Origin of the sequence: Bradyrhizobium diazoefficiens, assembly GCF_016612535.1 — a bacterium.
Lineage (GTDB): Bacteria > Pseudomonadota > Alphaproteobacteria > Rhizobiales > Xanthobacteraceae > Bradyrhizobium > Bradyrhizobium diazoefficiens_C.
On record NZ_JAENXS010000001.1, the window covers coordinates 655,110 to 676,007 of the forward strand.

At 63.9% G+C, this 20,898-nt stretch carries 19 protein-coding genes and 1 pseudogene; 11 read left to right on the plus strand and 9 right to left on the minus strand.

What is annotated here, in order from left to right; genetic code table 11:
• Window positions 1-14 precede the first annotated feature (14 nt).
• Entirely contained in the window at window positions 15-1,904 is a 1,890-nt protein-coding gene (locus tag JJE66_RS03080) for an AsmA family protein (protein ID WP_200515253.1), read from the plus strand.
• 208 nt (window positions 1,905-2,112) lie between these two features.
• On the opposite strand, the pseudogene JJE66_RS03085 reads toward JJE66_RS03080, so the two are convergent.
• Both JJE66_RS03085 and JJE66_RS03090 read right to left on the minus strand, forming a co-directional pair.
• Window positions 2,113-2,277, minus strand: a pseudogene (locus JJE66_RS03085) (dicarboxylate/amino acid:cation symporter); the annotation flags it as partial.
• 54 nt (window positions 2,278-2,331) lie between these two features.
• Window positions 2,332-3,405 carry a 4-oxalomesaconate tautomerase gene (locus JJE66_RS03090; protein ID WP_200512652.1) on the minus strand — a complete coding sequence of 358 codons (1,074 nt, stop codon included), beginning with the start codon at window positions 3,403-3,405 and terminating at the stop codon, window positions 2,332-2,334.
• Between the two features lie 105 nt (window positions 3,406-3,510).
• Here JJE66_RS03090 and JJE66_RS03095 point away from each other — a divergent pair, with 105 nt between their 5' ends.
• The 4 genes from JJE66_RS03095 to JJE66_RS03110 all read left to right on the plus strand — a co-directional run bounded on the left by JJE66_RS03095 (window position 3,511) and on the right by JJE66_RS03110 (window position 8,204).
• A complete protein-coding gene (locus tag JJE66_RS03095; protein WP_200512653.1) occupies window positions 3,511-4,503 on the plus strand; it encodes a LysR family transcriptional regulator in 993 nt (330 codons plus the stop codon).
• 382 nt (window positions 4,504-4,885) lie between these two features.
• Complete coding sequence (locus JJE66_RS03100; RefSeq protein ID WP_200512654.1) at window positions 4,886-6,271, plus strand: ABC transporter substrate-binding protein; 1,386 nt, start codon at window positions 4,886-4,888, stop codon at window positions 6,269-6,271.
• 200 nt (window positions 6,272-6,471) lie between these two features.
• The gene (locus JJE66_RS03105; RefSeq protein WP_200512655.1) at window positions 6,472-7,341 is read left to right on the plus strand and encodes a carbohydrate ABC transporter permease; all 870 of its coding nucleotides are present in this window, start codon (window positions 6,472-6,474) and stop codon (window positions 7,339-7,341) included.
• Complete coding sequence (locus JJE66_RS03110; protein WP_200512656.1) at window positions 7,338-8,204, plus strand: carbohydrate ABC transporter permease; 867 nt, start codon at window positions 7,338-7,340, stop codon at window positions 8,202-8,204. The genes JJE66_RS03105 and JJE66_RS03110 overlap by 4 nt, the downstream gene beginning before the upstream one ends.
• A gap of 109 nt (window positions 8,205-8,313) precedes the next feature.
• On the opposite strand, the gene JJE66_RS03115 is transcribed toward JJE66_RS03110, so the two are convergent.
• From JJE66_RS03115 to JJE66_RS03135, 5 genes are all read right to left on the minus strand, one after another.
• Window positions 8,314-9,126 (minus strand): ABC transporter permease, encoded by an 813-nt coding sequence (locus JJE66_RS03115; RefSeq protein ID WP_200512657.1) that lies wholly within the window; start codon window positions 9,124-9,126, stop codon window positions 8,314-8,316.
• Between the two features lies 1 nt (window position 9,127).
• Window positions 9,128-10,039, minus strand: a complete 912-nt coding sequence (locus JJE66_RS03120; protein WP_200512658.1) for an ABC transporter permease — start codon at window positions 10,037-10,039, stop codon at window positions 9,128-9,130.
• Complete coding sequence (locus JJE66_RS03125) at window positions 10,036-11,205, minus strand: ABC transporter ATP-binding protein (protein WP_200512659.1); 1,170 nt, start codon at window positions 11,203-11,205, stop codon at window positions 10,036-10,038. Before JJE66_RS03125 ends, JJE66_RS03120 begins: the two co-directional genes overlap by 4 nt.
• A 169-nt stretch (window positions 11,206-11,374) precedes the next feature.
• The gene (locus JJE66_RS03130; protein ID WP_200512660.1) at window positions 11,375-12,826 is read right to left on the minus strand and encodes a glycerol-3-phosphate dehydrogenase; all 1,452 of its coding nucleotides are present in this window, start codon (window positions 12,824-12,826) and stop codon (window positions 11,375-11,377) included.
• Between the two features lie 39 nt (window positions 12,827-12,865).
• Window positions 12,866-15,535, minus strand: a complete 2,670-nt coding sequence (locus JJE66_RS03135; RefSeq protein ID WP_200512661.1) for an EAL domain-containing protein — start codon at window positions 15,533-15,535, stop codon at window positions 12,866-12,868.
• Window positions 15,536-15,740: 205 nt separating this feature from the next.
• On the opposite strand from JJE66_RS03135, the gene JJE66_RS03140 reads away from it, so the two are divergent.
• Window positions 15,741-16,844, plus strand: coding sequence for an NAD(P)/FAD-dependent oxidoreductase (locus JJE66_RS03140; RefSeq protein WP_200512662.1), 1,104 nt, complete (start codon window positions 15,741-15,743; stop codon window positions 16,842-16,844).
• A gap of 110 nt (window positions 16,845-16,954) precedes the next feature.
• Here the strand turns inward: JJE66_RS03140 and JJE66_RS03145 are convergent, their stop codons facing one another.
• Complete coding sequence (locus tag JJE66_RS03145) at window positions 16,955-17,134, minus strand: YdcH family protein (protein ID WP_200512663.1); 180 nt, start codon at window positions 17,132-17,134, stop codon at window positions 16,955-16,957.
• Window positions 17,135-17,462: 328 nt separating this feature from the next.
• Between JJE66_RS03145 and JJE66_RS03150 the strand changes: the two genes are divergently transcribed.
• The 3 genes from JJE66_RS03150 to JJE66_RS03160 all read left to right on the plus strand — a co-directional run bounded on the left by JJE66_RS03150 (window position 17,463) and on the right by JJE66_RS03160 (window position 18,285).
• On the plus strand, window positions 17,463-17,669 hold the full coding sequence (locus tag JJE66_RS03150; protein ID WP_008131174.1) for a YdcH family protein: 207 nt from the start codon (window positions 17,463-17,465) through the stop codon (window positions 17,667-17,669).
• Window positions 17,670-17,793: 124 nt separating this feature from the next.
• Window positions 17,794-18,012, plus strand: coding sequence for a hypothetical protein (locus tag JJE66_RS03155; protein ID WP_200515254.1), 219 nt, complete (start codon window positions 17,794-17,796; stop codon window positions 18,010-18,012).
• 21 nt (window positions 18,013-18,033) lie between these two features.
• On the plus strand, window positions 18,034-18,285 hold the full coding sequence (locus tag JJE66_RS03160; RefSeq protein WP_148753968.1) for a hypothetical protein: 252 nt from the start codon (window positions 18,034-18,036) through the stop codon (window positions 18,283-18,285).
• Window positions 18,286-18,347: 62 nt separating this feature from the next.
• Here the strand turns inward: JJE66_RS03160 and JJE66_RS03165 are convergent, their stop codons facing one another.
• Window positions 18,348-19,142, minus strand: coding sequence for a GGDEF domain-containing protein (locus JJE66_RS03165; protein ID WP_200512664.1), 795 nt, complete (start codon window positions 19,140-19,142; stop codon window positions 18,348-18,350).
• A 141-nt stretch (window positions 19,143-19,283) separates the two neighbouring features.
• Here JJE66_RS03165 and purE point away from each other — a divergent pair, with 141 nt between their 5' ends.
• Both purE and JJE66_RS03175 read left to right on the plus strand, forming a co-directional pair.
• Window positions 19,284-19,772 (plus strand): 5-(carboxyamino)imidazole ribonucleotide mutase, encoded by a 489-nt coding sequence (gene purE / locus JJE66_RS03170; RefSeq protein ID WP_200512665.1) that lies wholly within the window; start codon window positions 19,284-19,286, stop codon window positions 19,770-19,772.
• Entirely contained in the window at window positions 19,769-20,875 is a 1,107-nt protein-coding gene (locus tag JJE66_RS03175) for a 5-(carboxyamino)imidazole ribonucleotide synthase (RefSeq protein ID WP_200512666.1), read from the plus strand. The genes purE and JJE66_RS03175 overlap by 4 nt, the downstream gene beginning before the upstream one ends.
• The last annotated feature ends 23 nt before the right edge of the window (window positions 20,876-20,898 follow it).

A 20,898-nucleotide genomic window follows, 5' to 3' on the forward strand; every position in this document is an offset into this window, starting at 1 on the left:
ACATGCCATTGACCATGGCCCAAGGAATGAAGCGCCTCGGGACGCCGATCGCGGCGCTGCTCGGCGTCGCGCTGATCGCCCTGATCGCGACCTCCTGGCTCGTCAACCGCGACGCGCTGCGCAAAGCGGTGGAGGCGCAGATCCGCGACGTCACCGGGCTCGAACTGAGCGTCGATGGCGCAATCGACATCTCGGTGCTGCCAGCGAGCTACATCTCCTTCCACGACGTCGGCCTGAAGGGCGGCGGCACCAGCGACCCCGCGCTCCATGTCGACGTGCTCACCGCCAATCTGCGGCTGCTGCCGCTGCTCTTGCAGCGGTTCGAGATCGCCGATTTGTCGCTGTTGCGGCCGCACATCCATGTCAGCCTGAAGCCGGACGGCGAGAGCAACTGGACACCCTTCATCCAGACCATCGCGCGCACGATGAAGCCCGGCGCCGACAACCAGGTGTCGTTCTCCGAGATCAGGATCCAGGACGGCGTGCTCGATTACGAGGACGTCGCCACCCACGCCACCGAGAAGCTCGAGGACATCGACCTGTCGCTGGCCTGGCCCTCGATCTCGCGCTCCTTTGCCGCGACCGGACAATTCGACTGGCGCGGCGAGCGCGTCGACGGCTCGATCAGCTTTGCCGATTTCGTCGCGGCGCTGTCCGGCGACCGCTCGGGCCTGAAGGCGCGGATTGCCAGCGCGCCGCTCAAGCTCGCCTTCGACGGCAGCGTCGCCAACCGCACCAGCCCGATGATGGAGGGCACGCTGACCATCGACAGCCCGTCCTTGCGCAACGCGCTGCGCTGGACCGGGCAACCGCAGCCGGGCAGCGGCGGCTTCGGCCGCTTCGCGCTGAAGGCACGCGCCAATGTCGTCGGCGCCTCGATCGCGCTCACCAACGTCAATGTCGAGCTCGACGGCAACACCGCCGAAGGTGTGATGACCTATGCTAATAACGGGCGGCAGACGCTGCAGGCGACGCTCGCCGCCGACGCGCTCGACTTCACGCCTTATATCTCCACCTTCCGCCTGCTCGCGAGCGGCGCGCGCGACTGGAACAGGCAGCTGTTCGACCTCAATGGCCTCTCGACCACAGACCTCGACATGCGCCTGTCGGCAGCCAAGCTGACCGTCGGGCCCTCGAAGCTTGGCCGCACCGCGATCGGCGCGAACTTACGCAACGGCACGCTGGCGCTCTCGGTCGGCGAGGCCCAGGTCTATGGCGGCATCGCCAAGGGCTCGTTCGGCATCTCGCGCTCCGACACGGTCGCCGACATCAAGGCGCAATTCCAGTTCACCGACGTCGACCTCCAGGCCTGCGCCGCCGAACTGTTCGGCCTCAACAAGCTGTCTGGCCGCGGCAACGTCAACGTGTCCCTCGTCGCCTCCGGCTCGAGCCCGTTCGGCCTGGTGCAGTCGCTCGACGGCACCGCCACCGTGACCGGCCACGACGGCGCGATCGCGGGCTTCAATGCCGAGCAGCTCTTGAAGCGGCTGGAGCGGCGGCCGCTGTCCGGCGGCGGCAATTTCCGCAATGGCTCGACGCCCTACGACAACCTCACCATCGCGGTGAAATTCGCCGACGGGATCGCCACCGCCGAGGACATCCGCATCGAAGGGCCGGCTGCAAAGATCACGATGACCGGCACCGCGTCGGTGCCGACGCGCGAATACGACATGAAGGGCGTGGCGAGCCTCAATACGGCATCGGGCTTTCAACTGCCATTCATGGTGCAGGGTCCCTGGGATGATCCGCTGATCTTCCCCGATCCCGAGGCCCTGATCCGCCACTCGCCGGCGGCATCTCCCTTCCTCGACCTCTTGAAGCAGCGCATCACCGGCGGAAAGCGGCAGGCGCCGGAGGGATCTCCGACGGCGGAGAACGCTAAGGACAACGCCAAATCCAACTAGAGTGACCAACGTCGCTCTTTGGGGTTGGCAGCCTGCGCGCCACGAGTTCGACGTGCCAATACTGCGCCCGATTCATCCAGACGCGGCGTCAAGCGGCGGACTGCGTCGTTGAAATCCAGACCTTGTCCTCCTGCAGCGCTGCTGCCCCGCCAATCTTCGCTCCCGCCTCGACCTCGAGCGTGCCGTTCTGTCCCAGTTCGCGGGCCAACACGAAGCCGTCTCCGAGGGGCTTCAGCGCGGCGCCAAGTTCAGGCCAGAAATGGCCCGCGAGGACACCCAGCATGACACCGATCAGCACCTGAACGTAGAGAACCCGGTAGAACGGCTTTCGCGCGTCGATGCTCGCATGCTCAACCAGCGTTTGCTTCTGCATTCTCGTTTCTTCCATAGTTCTGATTTCTTGATGGCTTCGGAGGCGGCGTCGGCTTCAGGCCGCCAGGACTGAATGAGGAATGTGCGACCGACGGGCGAAGACGTGGCCCTCGAAGATTCGCCGAGCTGTCCGCTGCACCCGGGCAACCGGGCCGGGCTCCAGCCGAACGACGAGCTGGCCGGAGGGATGGGCCAACGTGATCGGCACCGGCGGCACCAGCGGTCCCACCATCTCTGCGACGATCGTTCCGGGCGTGACACAGGCAGTCGCAATCGCGACAGCACCGGTCACCGCCAGCGCGCTATGGCACTCGTGTGGCATAAAGTACCTGACATTCAACGTCGCCTCGCTCGCGGGCGCAATCAGAACCGGTTTCGGGATCACCATTGCCGCAGCATTCGGAAAGCCCATCCGGCGTCCGGCCTCGATGCGCAGGCCTTCGAGACGCGTGCGGAAGGAGCTGTCGGTGAAATCCGAGGGTGCCTCGCGGCCGCTCCAGCCAAGATCCGCCGCGCGGACCAGCATCACGGGCATGGCCGCGTCGATGCAGGTCACATCGATCCCTTCGATGCAGTCGATCGGTCGCCCCGTGGGTAGCAGGCGACCGGTGCGTGCGCCGGCCGCGTCGGGAAACGACAATTCGACGGGCGCGGCCGTTCCCGGCACACCATCGATCCTCGCCTCGCCCTCGTAGGTCACCCGTCCTCCGGGGGTGGCAACCATCGCGTCAATCAGCTTGCCGGTGTTGACATTGTGGATGCGCACATGGGTGCGATCTGAGGCGGCGGCTACCAGGCCGGCTTCAATTGCGAACGGCCCCACCGCCGCCACCATATTTCCGCAATTGGGCGAGGTATCGACGATGCCTTCACGAACCCGCACCTGGGCAAACAGGTAGTCAACATCGGCGCCCGCCACCGATCCGGGTCCAATGATCGCAACCTTGTTGATGACGGCATTGCCGCCGCCGATACCGTCGATTCCAAGATCGTGCCCACCTCCCATCACGGACAGCAGGATGGCGTCGCGCAACCTCGGGTCGGCCGGAAGATCGCTGGCCAGAAAAAACGGCCCGCGTGAGGTGCCCCCGCGCATGACCACACAGGGAATAGCGATCTGATCGTTCATGGATCCGTTCCGTTCGTCGACATCTGCGCTCGAACCGAAGCATCGTTCGTCAGAACTCTTTTGTGAAATGCAAATATCTGAGGTATTGTTTCGTATACCGGTATAATGGAGCATGCCGTGAACGCAGAACTGCTCGACCTCAAAGCGTTCATCACCGTGGCGGAAACGGGAAGCTTCGTCCGGACCGCCAGGGCGCTGAACCTCTCGCAGCCGGCGCTCAGCCGGCGCATTCAAAAACTGGAGGAAAGCCTCGGCGCGCCGTTGCTCGAACGGTCGACGCGCCACGTCAATCTCACCATGACGGGCCGCGACTTCCTGCCGAAAGTGCGTCGCCTCATCGACGAGTTCGAGACCTCGGTGCTCGCCATTCACGATATCGGCGCGCGAAGTTCAGGTCTGGTCTCGGTGGCGGCGGTGCCGACAGCCGTGTTCTATTTCCTGCCGCGTGCGATCGGCCGGTTCGCGGAAGCGTATCCGCGCATCCGCATCCGGATTCTGGACATCGGAGCCAATGAGGGATTGGAAGCGGTCGCGCGCGGAGAAGCCGACTTCGGCATCAATTTCATTGGTGCCTCGCATGCCGAAATCGAATTTGAGAAACTGGTCGAGGATCCTTTCGTCCTGGCCTGCCGTCATGACCATCCGTTGGCATCGCGCAAACAGGTGAGTTGGTCGGAGATCGTATCGCACCGAATTATCACTGTCGGTCGCAACAGCGGCAATCGCGCGCTGATCGACAATGCGCTGGCGCGACACGGCCTGCAGCTGAACTGGTCCTACGAAGTCGCTCACCTCTCCGGTTCGCTTGGTCTCGTCGAAGCAGGACTGGGCATCGCCGTGCTACCGAGGCTTGCGACGCCGGCCGCGGGTCATCCGATCATTCACACCATTCGGTTGATCGAGCCGGAAGTGTCGCGGACGATCGGAATCGTGCGCCGGCACGGGACGACACTATCTCCTCATGCCAGCCAGTTTCTCAAGATGCTTCTTCAGGCGTGGCGCTCTCCTTCAGGGACGAGCGGGCAAGGCAAGCCGCGGTCCCGGTCCGCCGAGGCAAGTTCGAAGGGCGTGTCGATCGGCATAAAGGGCAAGCGCTGATAGCTCGCCCGTGCAGCGGTGCAAGACCGCTTCCCTTTGAACTGGGGCTCCTCGGGTCCGGCCCGCCATATTCTCGATGGCATTTTCGAATTCTGTGGCCGGAGCACTGTGGGCCGGCCACTTGCGTTGCGTTCAGTGCTCATACCGCATAGAACCCGCAGGTCTGTGGACTAGCGGATGTGTCAGACGAAGCCGGAAACGCAAGAGGCGAATTGATTGCCACGAATTGATGCGGCGATCGCATCGATGCGCGCGTTAAGCATCTCCGAGAGCCCGATATCCCTCGACCTAGGTCTGACAACATGCCGCTAGATCGGCTGGCGGCCATGCGCTAGTGTTTTATCCGACCGGTTAAAACGCCGGCGGCTTGAGGGAGAAAAACGTGAAATCCAAAATTATAGGCGCTGTATCACTGGCGGTCGCTGCGGCCGGGCTGTTTGCGGCCGCCGCACCTGCATTTGCGCAGCAAAAGACGATTACCGTGTGGTTTGCCAAGGGCTTCTACAGGTCCGAAGACGATGCACTGATCGAGACCATCAAGAAGTTCGAAGCAAAAACCGGCATCAAGGTCGAACTGTCGCAGTACGCGATCCAGGACATGATTCCGAAGACGGTCGCAGCGCTCGACGCCGGCACCGTGCCCGACGTCGCCTACTCCGATTCCTATGACGTGCAGGCACAGGGCAAATGGGCCTTCGAGGGCAAGCTCGAGGATCTCACGGACGTCATGGAGCCGATCAAGGACCGGTTCGTGCAGAACACGCTGGACGCCTCGATCCTCTATAACGACGTCACCAAGAAGAAGGCCTATTACGGCTTTCCGCTGAAGCAGCAGAGCATGCATGTCCAGATCTGGAACGACATGCTGGAGAAGGCCGGCTTCAAGCAGAGCGACATTCCGACCGACTGGACCGGCTACTGGACGTTCTGGTGCGACAAGGTGCAGCCGGCGATCCGCAAGGCCACCGGCCAGCGCATCTACGCCGTGGGCCAGCCGATGGGCGTGGAATCCACCGACTCCTTCCAGTCGTTCTACACCTTCATGGACGCCTATCACGTCAAGCTGGTCGATGATGACGGCAAGCTCACGGTCGACGATCCCAAGGTGCGCGAGAACCTGATCAAGGCGATGAAGGACTACACCGACACCTACATCAAGGGCTGCACCCCGCCCTCCTCGACGACCTGGAAGGATCCGGACAACAACGTCGCCTTCCATAACAAGACGATCGTGATGACACACAATTTCACGATCTCGATCGCGGCGAAATGGTACGAGGATTCGATCAATCCGGCGCTGACCCAGGAGCAGCGCGACGCCGGCAAGAAGGCCTATGAGCAGGACATCATCACGGCGTCCTTCCCGAAGGCCCCGGATGGTTCGACCATCCGGTACCGCTCCGACGTGAAGACCGGACTGATGTTCGCGGCGGCCAAGAACAAGGCTGAGGGCAAGCAGTTCATCAGCTTCCTGCTCCAGGAAGAGAACGTCCGTCCCTATATCGAGGGTGCGCTTGGCCGCTGGTTCCCGGTGACCAAGGCGAGCCAAGCGAGTCCGTTCTGGCAGTCCGACAAGCACCGCAGGGCGGTATACGCCCAGTTCACCGGCGGTACCGCGCCGTTCGATTTCACCAAGAACTGGAAGTTCACGATCCTGAACAACGAGAACGTCTGGGCCAAGGCGATGAACCGGGTCGTCAGCGAGAAGGTCCCGGTGGACAAGGCCGTCGACGAACTGATCGCCCGCATCAAGCAGGTCGCGGGCTAACGATGACGATGCCGGCCGCCGTCACAGCTTCTTCCCCGTCGTCCCGGCGAAGGCCGGGACCCATAACCCCCGGCTTGAGTTGTAGCGCGAAAGCCAACGACCAACGGCGCTCCAAAAGACTGCCGCGGCGTATGGGTCCCGGCCTTCGCCGGGACGACGGGGATGCGGCGGCCGGCATCTCGTTCCAAGAGTAGGCGACCATGGCGATTACACTCTCAGCATCCGATGTCCCGAGCGCACCCTTGTCGCCGCGGCTGACCCCGGCGCAGGTCTGGGGCATCGTGCTGCTCGCGCCCTATCTGCTCGTCTTCCTGGCCTTCGTCGTCTATCCCGTCTGCTACGGGCTGTGGCTGGCGCGGGCCCCGGCGAACTATGTCGCGCTGTACAACGACCCGATCTTCGCGCGCGCCGCGGTCAACACGCTGATCTTCCTGGTCATCGGCATCAACATCAAGATGCTGATCGCGCTGTTCCTGTCAGGCTTCTTCGCGCAACAGCGCACCTGGATCAAATGGCTTTCGGTGATCTTCATCCTGCCCTGGGCGATGCCTTCGATCCCGACCATCCTGTCGGTACGCTTCATGCTCAATCCCGAATGGGGCATGGTCAACCACATCATCTTCAACCTCACCGGCGCCGACGGCCCGAACTGGCTGAACGACCCGACGGTGGCGCTGACCATGGCGATCGCCGTACACATCTGGAAGTCGCTGCCGTTCTGGACGCTGATCCTGATCACGGGGCGCCTTGCGATCCCGCAAGATTTGTTCGAGGCCTCCGAGGTCGACGGTGCGAGCTGGTGGCAGAAGTTCCGCTACATCACCTGGCCGTCGATGCAGACGCTCTACATCACCTGCACGCTGCTCTCGATGATCTGGACGCTCGGCGATTTCAACAGCGTCTACCTGCTCACCGGCGGCGGCCCGGCCGACCTGACGCACGTCCTGTCAACGCTCGGCATCCGCTACCTCCGGCTCGACCAGCTCTCGCTCGCGATGGCCTCCATCGTCTGCGCGATGCCGTTCGTCCTGCCGCTCGTGTACTTCATGATGAAACGGCTGTCGCGATGAAGCTTCCCGGCGTAGGCGAATTTTCCTGGCGCGACGTCGCGACCGAAGCGCGATTGCTGCTGATCGGCATTCCCGTCTTCCTGTGGACGATGATTCCGATCTACCACATGTTCCTGTTCGCGATCTCCCCGAAGGAGGACGCGTTCTCGGGCAAGCTGTGGCCGGACCATCCGACGCTGCACAATTTCGAAATCGTGTTCAAGCAACAGCACTACTTCCTGCGCGACTTCTACGCCCAGTTCTGGAATTCGCTGGTGATTGCGGCCGCCGTCGGCGTATTGACGCTGGTCATCGCCACGGCCGCGGCGTTCTCGATCTCGCGATTGCGCGTGCCCGGTGGGCGCGTCGTGATGAACCTCGCACTCTTCACATATTTCATACCGGCGGCGTTCCTGGCCGTGCCGATGTACCGCACCATGGGTAATTACGGACTGCTCAACAATCACTGGGCGCTGATCCTGGCGATGGTGACGATCGCATCGCCCTACGCGATCTGGGTGCTGAAGCAGGCCTCCGACAAGTTACCGGTCGAGCTCGACGAGGCCGCGGTGATGGACGGCGCCACCACGCCCCAGATTTTCCGGCTCGTCTATCTGCCGCTGATGATGCCCTCGCTGGTCGCGATCGGCACCTATGCAGTGCTGCTGGCCTGGAACGAATATCTCTACGCGTTCCTGCTGCTCTCCAACGACCGCGATATCACGCTCCCCGTCGCGCTCGGTAACTTCCTCGCCGCCGACGATTCGCCCTGGGAGCTCTTGATGACCACCGGCTTCATCTACGCACTGCCGCCGGCCGCGATCTACTACGCCTTCCGCCGCTACATGGTGGGCGGGCTCACGGCAGGTGCGGTGAAGTCCTAGCAGGAGTTGGTCCAAGCGTAGTCCGGATGGAGCGAAGCGCAATCCCGGGCCTGATCGCCTATTGCACGATTCCCGGATTGCGCTTCGTTCCATCCGGGGCTACGCAGCTCTACAGCGGCGCCGCGCTCTCGCCCTGCGAGCTCGACAGCTTTGAAGCCAGCGAAGCGATGACGATGACCACCGCGATCAGGCCGATCACCAGCGTGCAGATCGCATTGATCTCGGGCTTCACCCCCAGCCGCACCTCGGAATAGATCCGGATCGGCAGGGTCGCCGAGCCGGGGCCGGTTGTGAAACTCGCGATCACGAGATCATCGAGCGAGAGCGTGAAGGCGAGCATCCACCCGGCGACGATTGCGGGCGCGATCAGCGGCAGCGTCACGGACAGGAAAGCGCGGACGGGATCGCAGCCGAGGTCCATCGCCGCCTCCTCCAGCGACCGGTCGAACGAGCCGAGGCGCGACTGCACGACGACGGCGACGAAGCACATCGTCAGCGTGGTATGCGCGATCGTCACCGTCCAGAAGCCGCGTTCGGCGTTCAGTGCCACGAACAACAGCAGCAGCGACAATCCGCTAATCACCTCCGGCATCACCAGCGGCGCATAGAGCATGCCCGAGAACAGCGTGCGACCGCGAAAGCGCTCGCCGCGCGACAGCGCCACCGCGGCCAGCGTGCCGATCAGCGTGGCGATGGTCGCTGACGTGACCGCGACCCGCAAGCTCATCCAGGACGCCTCGATCATGGCGCGATCATTGAAGAACTCGTGATACCAGCGCAGCGACCAGCCGCCCCACACCGTCACCAGCCGCGAGGCGTTGAAGGAATAGATCACGAGAATGAGGATCGGCAGATAGAGGAAGGCGAGCCCCAGCGCGAGCGAAGCGATGTTGAAGCGGGACAGTCGGGACGCTTTTCGCATCTCACCGCTCCTCCAACTGCCGCCGCTGGAGCCGCTCGTAGAGCAGAAGCGGCAGCAGCAGCACCACGAGCAGTACGATTGCCGCGCTCGATGCCACCGGCCAATCCTTGTTGGTGAAGAATTCGAGCCACAACGTCTGGCCGATCATCAGCGAGTCGGAGCCGGCGAGAAGATCCGGAATCACGAACTCGCCGACGATGGGGATGAAGCAGAGAAGCACGCCAGCGCCGACGCCGGGCAGCGACAGCGGGAAAGTGACCAGCCAGAACACCTGCCACGGCGGCGCGCCGAGATCGGAGGCCGCCTCCTCCAGCGCCGGCTCCATCTTGGCGAGCGTGGCGTAGAGCGGCAGGATCATGAACGGCAGATAGGAATAGACGATGCCGATATACATTGCGGTGTCGGTGGAGAGCCACACCACCGGCTGGCTGACCAGGTGCAGCGCCAGCAGGATCCGATTGAGCAGGCCGTCGTGCTGGAGGATGTTGATCCAGGCATAGATGCGGATCAGGAACGAGGTCCAGAACGGCACGATCACCAGCACCATTGCCACTGCCTGCCAGCGCTTCGGCAGCCGCGCCATGCCATAGGCGATGGGATAGCCGATCAGCAGCAGCAATGCGGTCGCCGTCATCGCAACGGTCAGGCTGCGCAGGTATGCGAACACATAGAGGTCGTCGGAGGCGATCAGCTTGAAATTGTCGAGCGACAGTGCGGCAAAGGCCGCCCGGATTGCCGTCCACCCCGCCGTCAGGTCGAACACCGGCTCGTAAGGCGGCTGCGCGATCGCCGTCTGCGACAGACTGATCTTCAGCACGAAGCCGAACGGCACCAGGAAGAACAGCACCATCCAGACATAGGGCGCGATCGCGGCGATGCGCGCCGGTCTGGCAAAAATCCGGCGCGCGCTCATGACGGCAGCACCACGCAATCGTCGGGCGTGAACCAGGCGACGATTTGCTGGTTCATGCTGTAGGCGTCGACGTCGAGCCGCGCATTATTCGCCACCGAGGCCTGCACCACGCCGCCGGTATCGAGCTTCACCTTGTAGGTGGTGGTACCGCCAAGATAGCAGATGTCGGCGATCACGCCGTCCAGCCGATTGACCGCGGTTTCATGACCGGCCTCGCTCACCGGGCCGCGGCGCGACAGCTTGATTTTCTCGGGGCGGATCGCGACCGAAAATTTTGCCTCACCGACCGGCTCGCGCGGCTCGGCCACCACCAGCGTACCGGCATCACGCGTGCCTATGACCAGACGATGACCGTCGCGCAATTTGGACTCGGCGTCGAACAGATTGATGTCGCCGACGAACTCCGCGATCCAGCGCGAGCGCGGTGCCTCGTAGAGCTCGCGAGGGCTCGCGACCTGGGCGAGCTTGCCGGCGTTCATCACGCCGATCCGGCTCGCCATCGTCATCGCCTCTTCCTGGTCGTGGGTGACGACGACGAAGGTCATGCCGAGTCGGCGCTGCAGCTCCATCAGCTCGCCTTGCGTGTTTTCGCGCAGCTTCTTGTCGAGTGCCGCGAGCGGCTCGTCGAGCAGCAACAATTGCGGCCGACGCGCCAGCGCGCGGGTGAGCGCGACGCGCTGGCGCTGACCGCCGGACAGCTGGTCGGGCTTGCGCTTCTCCAGCCCATCGAGCTTCACCAGCGCGACCATCTCCGCGACGCGCGTTGCGATTTCGGCGCGTGCCATGCCGGCGCGCTTGAGGCCGAAGGCGATGTTGTCGCGCACCGAGAGATGCGGAAACAGCGCGTAGTTCTGGAACATCATGTTGATCGGACGCTCATGTGGCAGCGCCTGCGCGATATCCTTGCCGCCGAGCAGGATGCGGCCCTCGTCCGGGGACTCGAATCCGGCAAGCATGCGCAACAGCGTGGTCTTGCCGCACCCGCTCGGACCCAGCAGCGCAAAGAATTCACCGGCCTTGATGTCGAGCGACACGCCATCGACCGCGCGGAACGAGCCGAACGTCTTGGCGACGCCCTCGATGCGCAGCAGCGGCTGGCCCGCGGTCGGATGCACATCCCCAGCCGCATTCACCGCGGCTTCCGTTCTGGGCAACTCGTCAGTCATGGTCCCTGCCAACCCCGATGCCGCCGCACGCTAGCGGCGGATCGTCCTTCGCTCAACCGGTTCGGCCGTAACTTCCACTACAGTCCTGTAGCCCGGATGGAGCGAAGCGTAATCCGGGGCAGCGCATCGGCGGTGAGACTTTCCCGGATTGCGCTTCGCTCCATCCGGGCTACGCCATGAACACAGCCAGCGCGTCACGGTCCGCCGCCGGCATGGTCAGGCCGAGCTTGGAGCGGCGCCACAGGATATCGTCGGGGAAACGCGCCCATTCGCAGGTCATGAGATAGCGCACTTCGGCGCCGGTCAGGTCGGGACCAAAGGCAGGGCCGAGCTCATCGCGTGTCTTCGCCTCGCCCAGCACGGCCGACAATCGTGAGCCATAGGCCGCAACCAGGCGCCGGGCCTGCGGCTCCCCGAGGAAGCGCCAGCGGTCGCGCGCGAGGTCGACTTCGTTCTCGAACCGATCCCAGGCGAAATCTCCGCCGGGCAGCGCGGCGCCGGCGGTCCAACGCGGCGTCATCGGATAGAACGGCGTCAGCCGGGTCACCGCCCGCTCCGCACGCAGCCGCGAGGTGGTGACGTCGCCGCCGAACATCGTGAGCAATGGCGCCTTGCGCCGCCGTGCGTGGAATAAGGTCGTCCCGTCGCGTCGTCGCGCGGACGCGGGCGTCAAATTGACGCCGGAGACCGTGCGCACCACGTCGGTCGGAGCAATGCGCTCGCGAAAATAGCGGCTGGCGGCTTCGCAGAGATAGCTGACATCGGCACCCGGCATCGCGACGATGGCGGGATCGCCGGTGAAATCGTGCGTGACCGTGCCGACCAGCGTGAAATCGCGCTCGAACGGAGCGGCAAAAATCAGCCGGCCGTCATTGTTCTGAAAGACGTAAACGTTGTCGGACTCGAACAGCCTGGGCACGACGATCTGGCTCATCTGCACGGCCGCCATTGCCGGTTGCGGCTGCCGCAACACGGTCTCCGCGACCATCGACGTCCAGCCGCCGGTGCAATTGGCGAGCGCCCGCGCCGTGATCACCCGGCGATGGCCGCGGTCGATCAGCGCGAGCCGCCAGACGTCGGTCCTGTCGGCACGCACGCAACGTGCCCCGGTCCGGATCGCGGCGCCACGCTCGGCGGCATCCAGTGCCGTGAGCACCACCAGGCGCGAATCGTCGACGACGCAGTCGGCATATTCGAAGGCGATGCCAAACGGGCGCTTCAGCGCGTTGCCGACCGGATGGTGCGTGATGTCGAGCGTGGTCGATCGCGGCAGCCCGCCGCGGTTCGTGAGCGCGTCATAAACATACAGGCCGGTGCGCAACAGCCATGGCGGACGCTCGTCGGAATGGGCGGGGATCACGAAGCTCATCGGCCGCACCAGATGCGGCGCGATCCGGAGCCAGGTCGCCCGCTCGGCGAGCGCCCGACGCACCCGCCAGAAGCCGCGCCGCTCCAGCACCGAAAGGTCGCCATGGATCAACCGCGGTGTCGCCGACGACGCGGCGTTGCCGAGATCGCCCTGCTCAATCAGGATCACCCGCAGGCCGCGGCCGGCGGCATCGCGGGCGAGGCTGACGCCGTTCAGGCCGCCGCCGATGATCGCGAGGTCGTAATCCGCCATGAAGCCGTCGAGTGGGAGCGAGGTAAGTGCCCAACACCACTAGCCGGTCTTGAGTGCAAGCTCCATGGCCTCGGCGCGGCCGACGAGGCCGGCATATTGCCCGATCGGCAGCGGCTTGCCGAGCAGATAGCCCTGAACACCGTCGCAGCCCTCCTTGGCGAGGAAGGCGAGCTGGTCGATTGTCTCGACGCCCTCGGCAATGATCGACATTCCGAGGCCGTGGCCGAGGTCGATCACGGCGCGCACGATTGCTGCCGATTGCGGGTTGCGGCCGAGGTTCATGATAAAGGCGCGGTCGATCTTGATCTTGTCGAACGGGAACGCCTGAAGATAGCTCAGCGAGGAATAGCCGCTGCCGAAATCGTCCATCGAGATGCGCACCCCGAGGGCTTTCAGGCGGCGCAGCAGCGCCAAGCCGCGATCAAAGTCCTCGATCAGCACGCCCTCGGTGATTTCGAGCTCGAGCCGCCCGGGCGCGAGCCCGGTCTCGATCAGGATCGAATGGACGTGCCCGACCACATCGCCGTGCATGAACTGCGCCGGCGACAGATTGACGGCGACCTGGAGCGGCTTCGGCCATGACGCCGCCTCACGGCAGGCCTGGCGCAAGATCCATTCGCCCATCTCGACGATCAGGCCGCTTTCCTCCGCAATCGGGATGAATTCGGCCGGCGAGACCTGGCCGCGCACCGGATGCTGCCAGCGCGCCAAGGCCTCGAAACCGATGATCTCGCTCTCGGCGACGCTGTTGCGCGCGATCCCCTGCGGCTGGAAGGCAAGCGACAGTTCGCCGTTCTTGATCGCCATCGACAGGTCCTGGTGCAGCACGCGGCGGTCGCGGATCTGCTGGTCCATCTCGGGCTGGTAGAGGCTGATCGTGCCGCGCGACTTCTGCTTGGCGCGAAACAGCGCAGCGCCGGCATTGGCGAGCAGCGAGGCTCCGTCGGGGCCGTTGTGCGGGAAGATCGACATGCCGGTGGTGATGCCGGCGCGGACCGCGCGGCCGTCGATGTGGAATTCCGGCGCAAGCGCCTCACCAAGCTTATGCGCCAGCGCGAGGCCCGCATCGGGCTGCTTGCCGTCGATGATCAGGCCGAATTCGTCGCCGGAGAGGCGCGCCACCAGGCCACCGCGTGCCGTGTCCTGGAACCGCTGGGCCACCTCGATCAGCAGCTTGTCGCCAAGCGCGTGGCCGAACACGTCGTTGACTTCCTTGAGGCCGTCGAGATCGACGCAAAGAACCGCGAATTCCTCGTCGGTTCCTTCGCAGGCCTCGATCATCTGGGTCAACGCCTGAAGGAAGGCGGCGCGGTTCGGCAGGTCGGTGAGGCCGTCATGATAGGCCATGTGCGCCATGCGCGACTCGGTCTGCCGACGGTTGGTGACGTCCTCGTGGGTCTTGATCAGATATTGCGGCTCGCCGGCGTCGTTGAGCACGGTGGCACGCCGGGTCAGGAACAGGCGCAGGCCGTCCTTGGTGGAGATCGGATGCTCCTCGGTGATCATCCCGCGCTTCTTGATCGCGGCCTCGTCGCGCGCGATGATCAACTTGGCTTCCTTGGCATTGAAGATGTCCGACGCCGTCAGGCCGGTGGCTTCCTCGCGCTTGCGGTTGAGGATCGTCTCCGCGCTACGATTGGCGAGCAGGTAGCGGCCATCCTTGACCTGCTCCACGATCAGAGCCACCGGGATGTTGTCGACCACGAGCTCGAGGAACTTCTTGGTGCTCTCCAGCTCCTGCGACAGCGAACGCCGGTCGGTGATATCCTCGAACACGAGCAGCAGGAATTCCGGCTTGTTGCTCTCGTTGCGGACCACGATGCGGATCGAGGCGACCATGCGGCGCTCCGAGCCGCGCTCGATCTCGAATTCGTTGCGGTACTGGCCGTCGGGTGCCACCAGCGCCGCCCGGTCGGTCGCCTCGATGCTGGCCGCCGAGTTCGGCTCAAACAGCTCGCGCGCGCATTTGCCCACGGCCTGGTCCGGCGAAAAGCCCCAGAACCGCTCATAGGCACTGTTGGCGAAGATATAGCGGCCGTCCTCGATGCTCTTCGCAGCGACGCAGGCCGGCACGTTGTCCAGCACGCTTTCCAGAAACTGTTTCGTGGAGGCGAGTTGCCGCGACAGCATGCGCTGCTCGCTGACGTCGAGATGCGTCGCCACCGAGCCGCCGTTCGGCAGCTTGAAATATTTCACCAGGATGGCGCGGCCATCAGGCAGCTCGGTGATCAGGCCGTTCGTGCTTGCCGCCTTCTCGTAGAACTCGTCGTCGGTGACGCCGAGGACCCCGCGCTGCCGCCGCAGTTCGAGGATGTCGTAGCCGGTCATGTCGGCCCAGAGGTCCGACCGCGCCAGGCCATAGATCTCGAGATAGCGGTCGTTGCAGAAGATGATGCGGCGCTGCGCATCCGTCATCACCACGCCCTGGTTGAGATTGTTCATGGCGGAGGAGACGAAGGCGTTGCGACGCAGCTGCGACCGCCTGGCGCGATGCAATGCGGAATTGATCCACAGGGCGGTGGCCGTCAGCAGACCGCAAAAGGCAGCGCCGCAGATCACGGCCTCCCAGACCAGGCTGGGTTCGAGCCCGTCGAGATAGGCCGACAGAGCCGATGATTCGGCGCGCGCAGGCGTGATCGCTCCTGCCAGGCACACGACCTGCACAGCAATCAGAATGGTGCTGCCCGCGTGCCAGTTCTTCTCAGCCATCAGCCACCCGCGATTTCAACTGCGGATTGTCTGGCTTCACGGGTTTGGATCGGGTAAACGCCTGTACGCTCAACAGAAAAATGTGACGTGAAATACGGCAATTGCCCTGACATGATAAATGCTTCCTTAACGGAAAACGGCTGCACGACCGGTTTCCCAGGCAAACCGGCGCCATCGGCACCTTCAGCGGGACTTCTGCGCAACCATGGATAGGGTCGACTGCGTCGTCATCGGAGCCGGCGTGGTCGGGCTCGCGGTGGCCCGGAAGCTCGCACAGGCGGGGCGCGAGGTCATCGTGCTCGAGGAAGCCGAGGCCATCGGCACCGTCACCTCCTCACGCAACAGCGAGGTGATCCATGCCGGGATCTACTATCGCGCGGGAAGCTGGATGGCGCGCATGTGCGTCAGCGGCAAGCATGCACTGTACCGCTATTGCGGCGAGCGCAGCATCCCGCACAAGAACTGCGGCAAGTTGATCGTCGCCACCAATGCCAAGGAAACCGAGAAGCTGCAATCGATCAAGGCGCATGCCGAGGCCAACGGCGTGCTCGACATGCAGTTGCTCTCGGGCGAGGCCGCGCGCGCACTGGAACCGGCGTTGGCCTGCGACGCCGCGCTGCTCTCGCCGTCGACCGGCATCATCGACAGCCATGCCTACATGCTCTCGCTGCGCGGCGAGGCCGAGGAAGCCGGCGCGGCCTTTGCGTTTCACACGCCGCTGATCCGCGCCAAGGCGGACGCCGGAATGATCGAGATCGAAGCCGGCGGCGAAGCGCCGATGACGCTGCAATGCGGCCTTCTCGTCAACGCTGCCGGGCTCTCGGCGACGACCGTGGCCCGCCACATCGACGGCATGCCGATCGACCGGATTCCGCCGGCCTATCTCGCCAAGGGAAACTATTTCAGCTGCAATGCGCCCGCGCCGTTCTCGCACCTGATCTATCCGGTGCCCGAGCCCGGCGGGCTCGGCGTGCATCTGACGCTGGACATGGCAGGACAGGCGCGTTTCGGCCCCGACGTCGAATGGATCGAGACGATCGACTATGAGGTCGACCCGTCGCGCGCCGAGCGCTTCTATCCGGCGATCCGCAAATACTGGCCGACGCTGCCGGATGGCGCGCTGATGCCGAGCTATTCGGGCATCCGCCCGAAGATCGTGCCGCCGGCCGTGGCCACGCAGGATTTTCTGATGCAGGGTCCGCGCGACCATGGCGTCGCAGGCCTGATCAATCTGTTCGGCATCGAATCGCCGGGACTGACGTCGTCGCTCGCGATCGCGGACCACGTCGCCGAGCTCTCAGGGCTCTAGGCACCGCGCAAATATGCATGCGCAGTGCACACCTTGCCGCAGGGACGAGCGCGACAGCCCTCATCCCTGCGTGAAAGGGTACGATCAACTCTACGGTGTTACGGGGGGTACTAGTGGAGCGTGTTACCGTGCCTCAGACGCTCGATCTGGTCCTTGACCAGCAACTTCCGGCGCTTCAACTCAACAATTTGCAGGTCGTCTGTTGAAAGGTGCACGAGAGCTTCGTGCAATTCGTTTTCGAGAGTTTTATGCTTCCGTTCCAATTCAACCAGATGTGCCTGAATTGTCATTCGAAACCTCCTCGGTAGGGGTGAACCTTGGATTCGATCCGGACGAGGAAGTGTACATCACCGATTCGTTCTGTCGATGGGTATCCGTCGTCGCAGTGTCATTTTTGAGAATTCATATGTAACGAAGCGTGAGTAAGGAACCACGCGGTGAAAAATCCATGATATCAATGCGCTTGCACGACACTGCTGCGAATCGTTGAAATATCTTGCGAGGGAGCGGTAAGCGAAGGCCGCAGATCGCTTGCGATCACGCCGCGCAAGGACGATAATTTCCACAGGGCATCCACAGCCTTAATCTTAAGCCTATGGGTTTTCGGCCACCGCAGACATGACCAATGAAGACGAGCGTGAGCTCGAATCCGAGCTCACCCGGTTGCAGCAGGAACACCGAGATCTCGATGCGGCGATCGATGCACTGCATCAATCGCCCGCCCCCGACCTATTGCGGTTACAGCGGTTGAAGAAACGCAAGCTGTTGTTGCGCGACCGTATCGCCTTCATCGAAGACCAGATCACGCCGGATATCATCGCCTGATCCGTGAGCGGTCGCGGATTGCCGCGTCGGAATCTGCTTGACTCAAAAGAACAAAAGAGGAACATTAATCTCACCCCCGATGCCCCGGAAAACGCCCAAGGACAGCACGCCAATGACAACGCAGATGTCAGTCCCCGCCCTTCTCGACAACAGCCATTATGAACAGGCCTGCGATCAGGCGATCGCGATGTGCGACGGCAATCTGCGCAGCACGATCAAGGCGCTGATCATGGCCAACGAATATCTGGAAGCCGAGTTGGAAGAATTGCAGGCGGCCATTTCGGCCGGCTGCGTTCCGGAGACCTCGCGCAGCAGGGCGCGGAGCAAAAGCAGCGCCGCATAAATTCATCACTGGAGCAACGCCATGTCTGACGTCACGTATTACGTTGCAATGCCTTTTCTGATCGATGCGGACGGATCGCCTGTCGCGGGCGCGGCCGAGGAATGCCAGAGTTCGACGGCCGCGTTGCGGCGCGCCGAAGCCCTGGCGCACGGCGCCGGCCATATCGGCGCGGTCGCGTTCAGCCGCAGCGGCGATCCCATGACCGGCGAATTCGGTGATGCCACGCTGCTGCGCAAATTCGGCAATGTGCCGGAAGATCTGGCCACGCTGTAAAGCATTATTGTTTGAGCATGATCTTTTTCGGAAAGCCGCTGCACACTTTTCCGGATCATGCTCTAATTGCTCACGAACCTGATCCGAGGCTCGTGCCGCCGGTGCGCCTTGCGCACATACATGGCGGCATCGGCCTCCTCCAGCGCGCGGGCGGCATCGGACTGTGCACCAAGCAGCGCGACACCGGCGGAGGCGCCCGCCGTCACGTGCTGGCCGCGAAAGACGAAGGACAATTCGTCCACCGCCTGCTCGAAGATGAGGGCCTTTGCCTTGGCATCGGTCTCGCTGAGATTCCACAACAGCAGCGCGAACTCGTCGCCGCCGAGACGGCCGACCACGTCGGAGGCGCGGATCTGCCGCGTCAGCGTTGCGGCAATCGCCTTCAGCACCTCGTCGCCGGCAGCATGGCCGAAAGAATCGTTGATCGGCTTCAGCCGGTCGACGTCGAGCACGATCAGCGCGCCGCTGGCGCGGTAGCGCTTCATGTAGGCGATCGCGCGATGGAGCTCGCGCTCGAAACCGCGCCGGTTGGGTATATCGAGCAGGAAATCGGTGTCAGCCGCCGCCTCGAGTTCGGCGACGCGCCGCAGCGCCTGCGTGAGCTTGGTCCGCAGGCCACGAATGGCCGCCTTGCTGGTTTCCTTGTTGGTTTCCTTGGCGCCGCCGGCGGCGGACGCGCGGCGCGGCGCCGCAGCCTTGGACCCAGCGTTGGACCCAGCGTTGGACCCCGCAGCCTTGGACCCCGCAGCCTTGGACCCCGCAGCCTTGGACCGCTTGGGTGCAGTTTTCGTTCGGCGCCCACTGGTTTTTCGGGCCTTTTTGGCCTTCGCAGCGGTCGCCCTTTTTGGTTTCTTCATGGGCATCCTGCTCAATGAAGGCTTGCGGGGATTCACCAAGACAGGATAGTGCATTCCCTTCTCCTTGCCACCGCCTTGCGAGCCACCGGCCGGAACCGTTAATCTGGCCTATCTTTCTGTTTTCCGAGCACAATTGACGTCATGACCGCGCCGATCGCCATCATCATGGGAAGCCAGTCGGACTGGGAGACGATGCGGCACGCCGCCGACACGCTCGCCGCGCTCGGCGTTGCCTGCGACACCCGCGTCGTTTCGGCCCACCGCACCCCCGATCGGCTGTTTGCCTTCGCCAAGGGCGCCAAGGCGGCCGGTTTCAAGCTCATTATTGCCGGCGCCGGCGGCGCCGCGCATTTGCCCGGTATGACCGCGGCTCTGACGGAACTGCCGGTGTTCGGCGTGCCCGTCGAATCGAGGACGCTGAAGGGCATCGATTCGCTCTATTCGATCGTCCAGATGCCCGCCGGCATTCCGGTCGGCACGCTCGCGATCGGCAAGGCCGGCGCGATCAACGCCGCGCTGCTCGCGGCGTCTGTGCTGGCGCTGTCCGATCCGGCCCTGTCCGATCGCCTGGCCGCCTGGCGCAAGGCACAGACTGATGCGGTTGCCGAGCGCCCGGAGGACAAGGCGTGACTGACGCAAAGCAGGTGAAGCTGAAGCCCGGCGACACCATCGGAATCCTCGGCGGCGGACAACTCGGTCGGATGCTGGCGATGGCCGCGGCACGGCTCGGCCTGCGCTGCCAGGTGTTCTCGCCCGATCCGGATTCGCCGGCCTTCGACGTCGTGCTGAACGCAACCTGCGCCGAATATGCCGATGTCGAGGCGCTCGAACTGTTCGCCCACGACGTCGACGTCATCACCTATGAATTCGAGAACGTGCCGGCCGCAGCCGCCATGGTGCTGGACGCGCGCCGCCCGGTGTTGCCCAACCGCAGGATCCTCGAGACCACCCAAGACCGGCTCGCCGAGAAGGATTTTGTCACCCGGCTCAGCATCCGTACCGCGGCTTATGCCAATGTCACCTCGGTCGCGTCATTGCGCGAGGCGATCGCCAAGATCGGCCTGCCAGCCGTGCTGAAGACCCGCCGCTTCGGCTATGACGGCAAGGGCCAGGCTATCATCCGCGAGGGCGACGACATCGCCAAGGTCTGGACCAGCCTCGCCACCAAATCGGCGATCCTGGAAGCCTTCGTGCCGTTCGAGCGCGAGATCTCCGTGATCGCCGCGCGCTCGGCGGCGGGCCAGGTCGAATGCTTCGACGTCACCGAGAACGAGCATCGCGACCACATTCTGAAGATTTCCCGCGCGCCTGCGCCGATTTCGGACGCGCTGGCCGAAGAGGCGCGCAGCATCGCTGGCAAGATCGCGACCGCGCTCGACTATGTCGGCGTGCTGGCGGTGGAGATGTTCGTGCTCGCCAATGGCTCTGGACCAAAGGTGCTGGTCAACGAGATCGCCCCGCGCGTGCACAATTCCGGACACTGGACGCTCGACGGCGCGTCCGTCTCCCAGTTCGAGCAGCACATCCGCGCCATTGCCGGCTGGCCGCTCGGCAAGCCCGTGCGCCACGGTGAGGTTGTCACCATGACCAATCTGATCGGCGACGAGATCAACGATTACGAGAGATGGCTGAGCGTGCCGGGCGCGACCGTCCACATCTACGGCAAGGGCGCGCCGCGCCCCGGCCGCAAGATGGGCCACGTCACCGAAGTCCACCCTTCGAAGGGCAAGTGAGGGGACCGCGGGCCGCGCCCGCG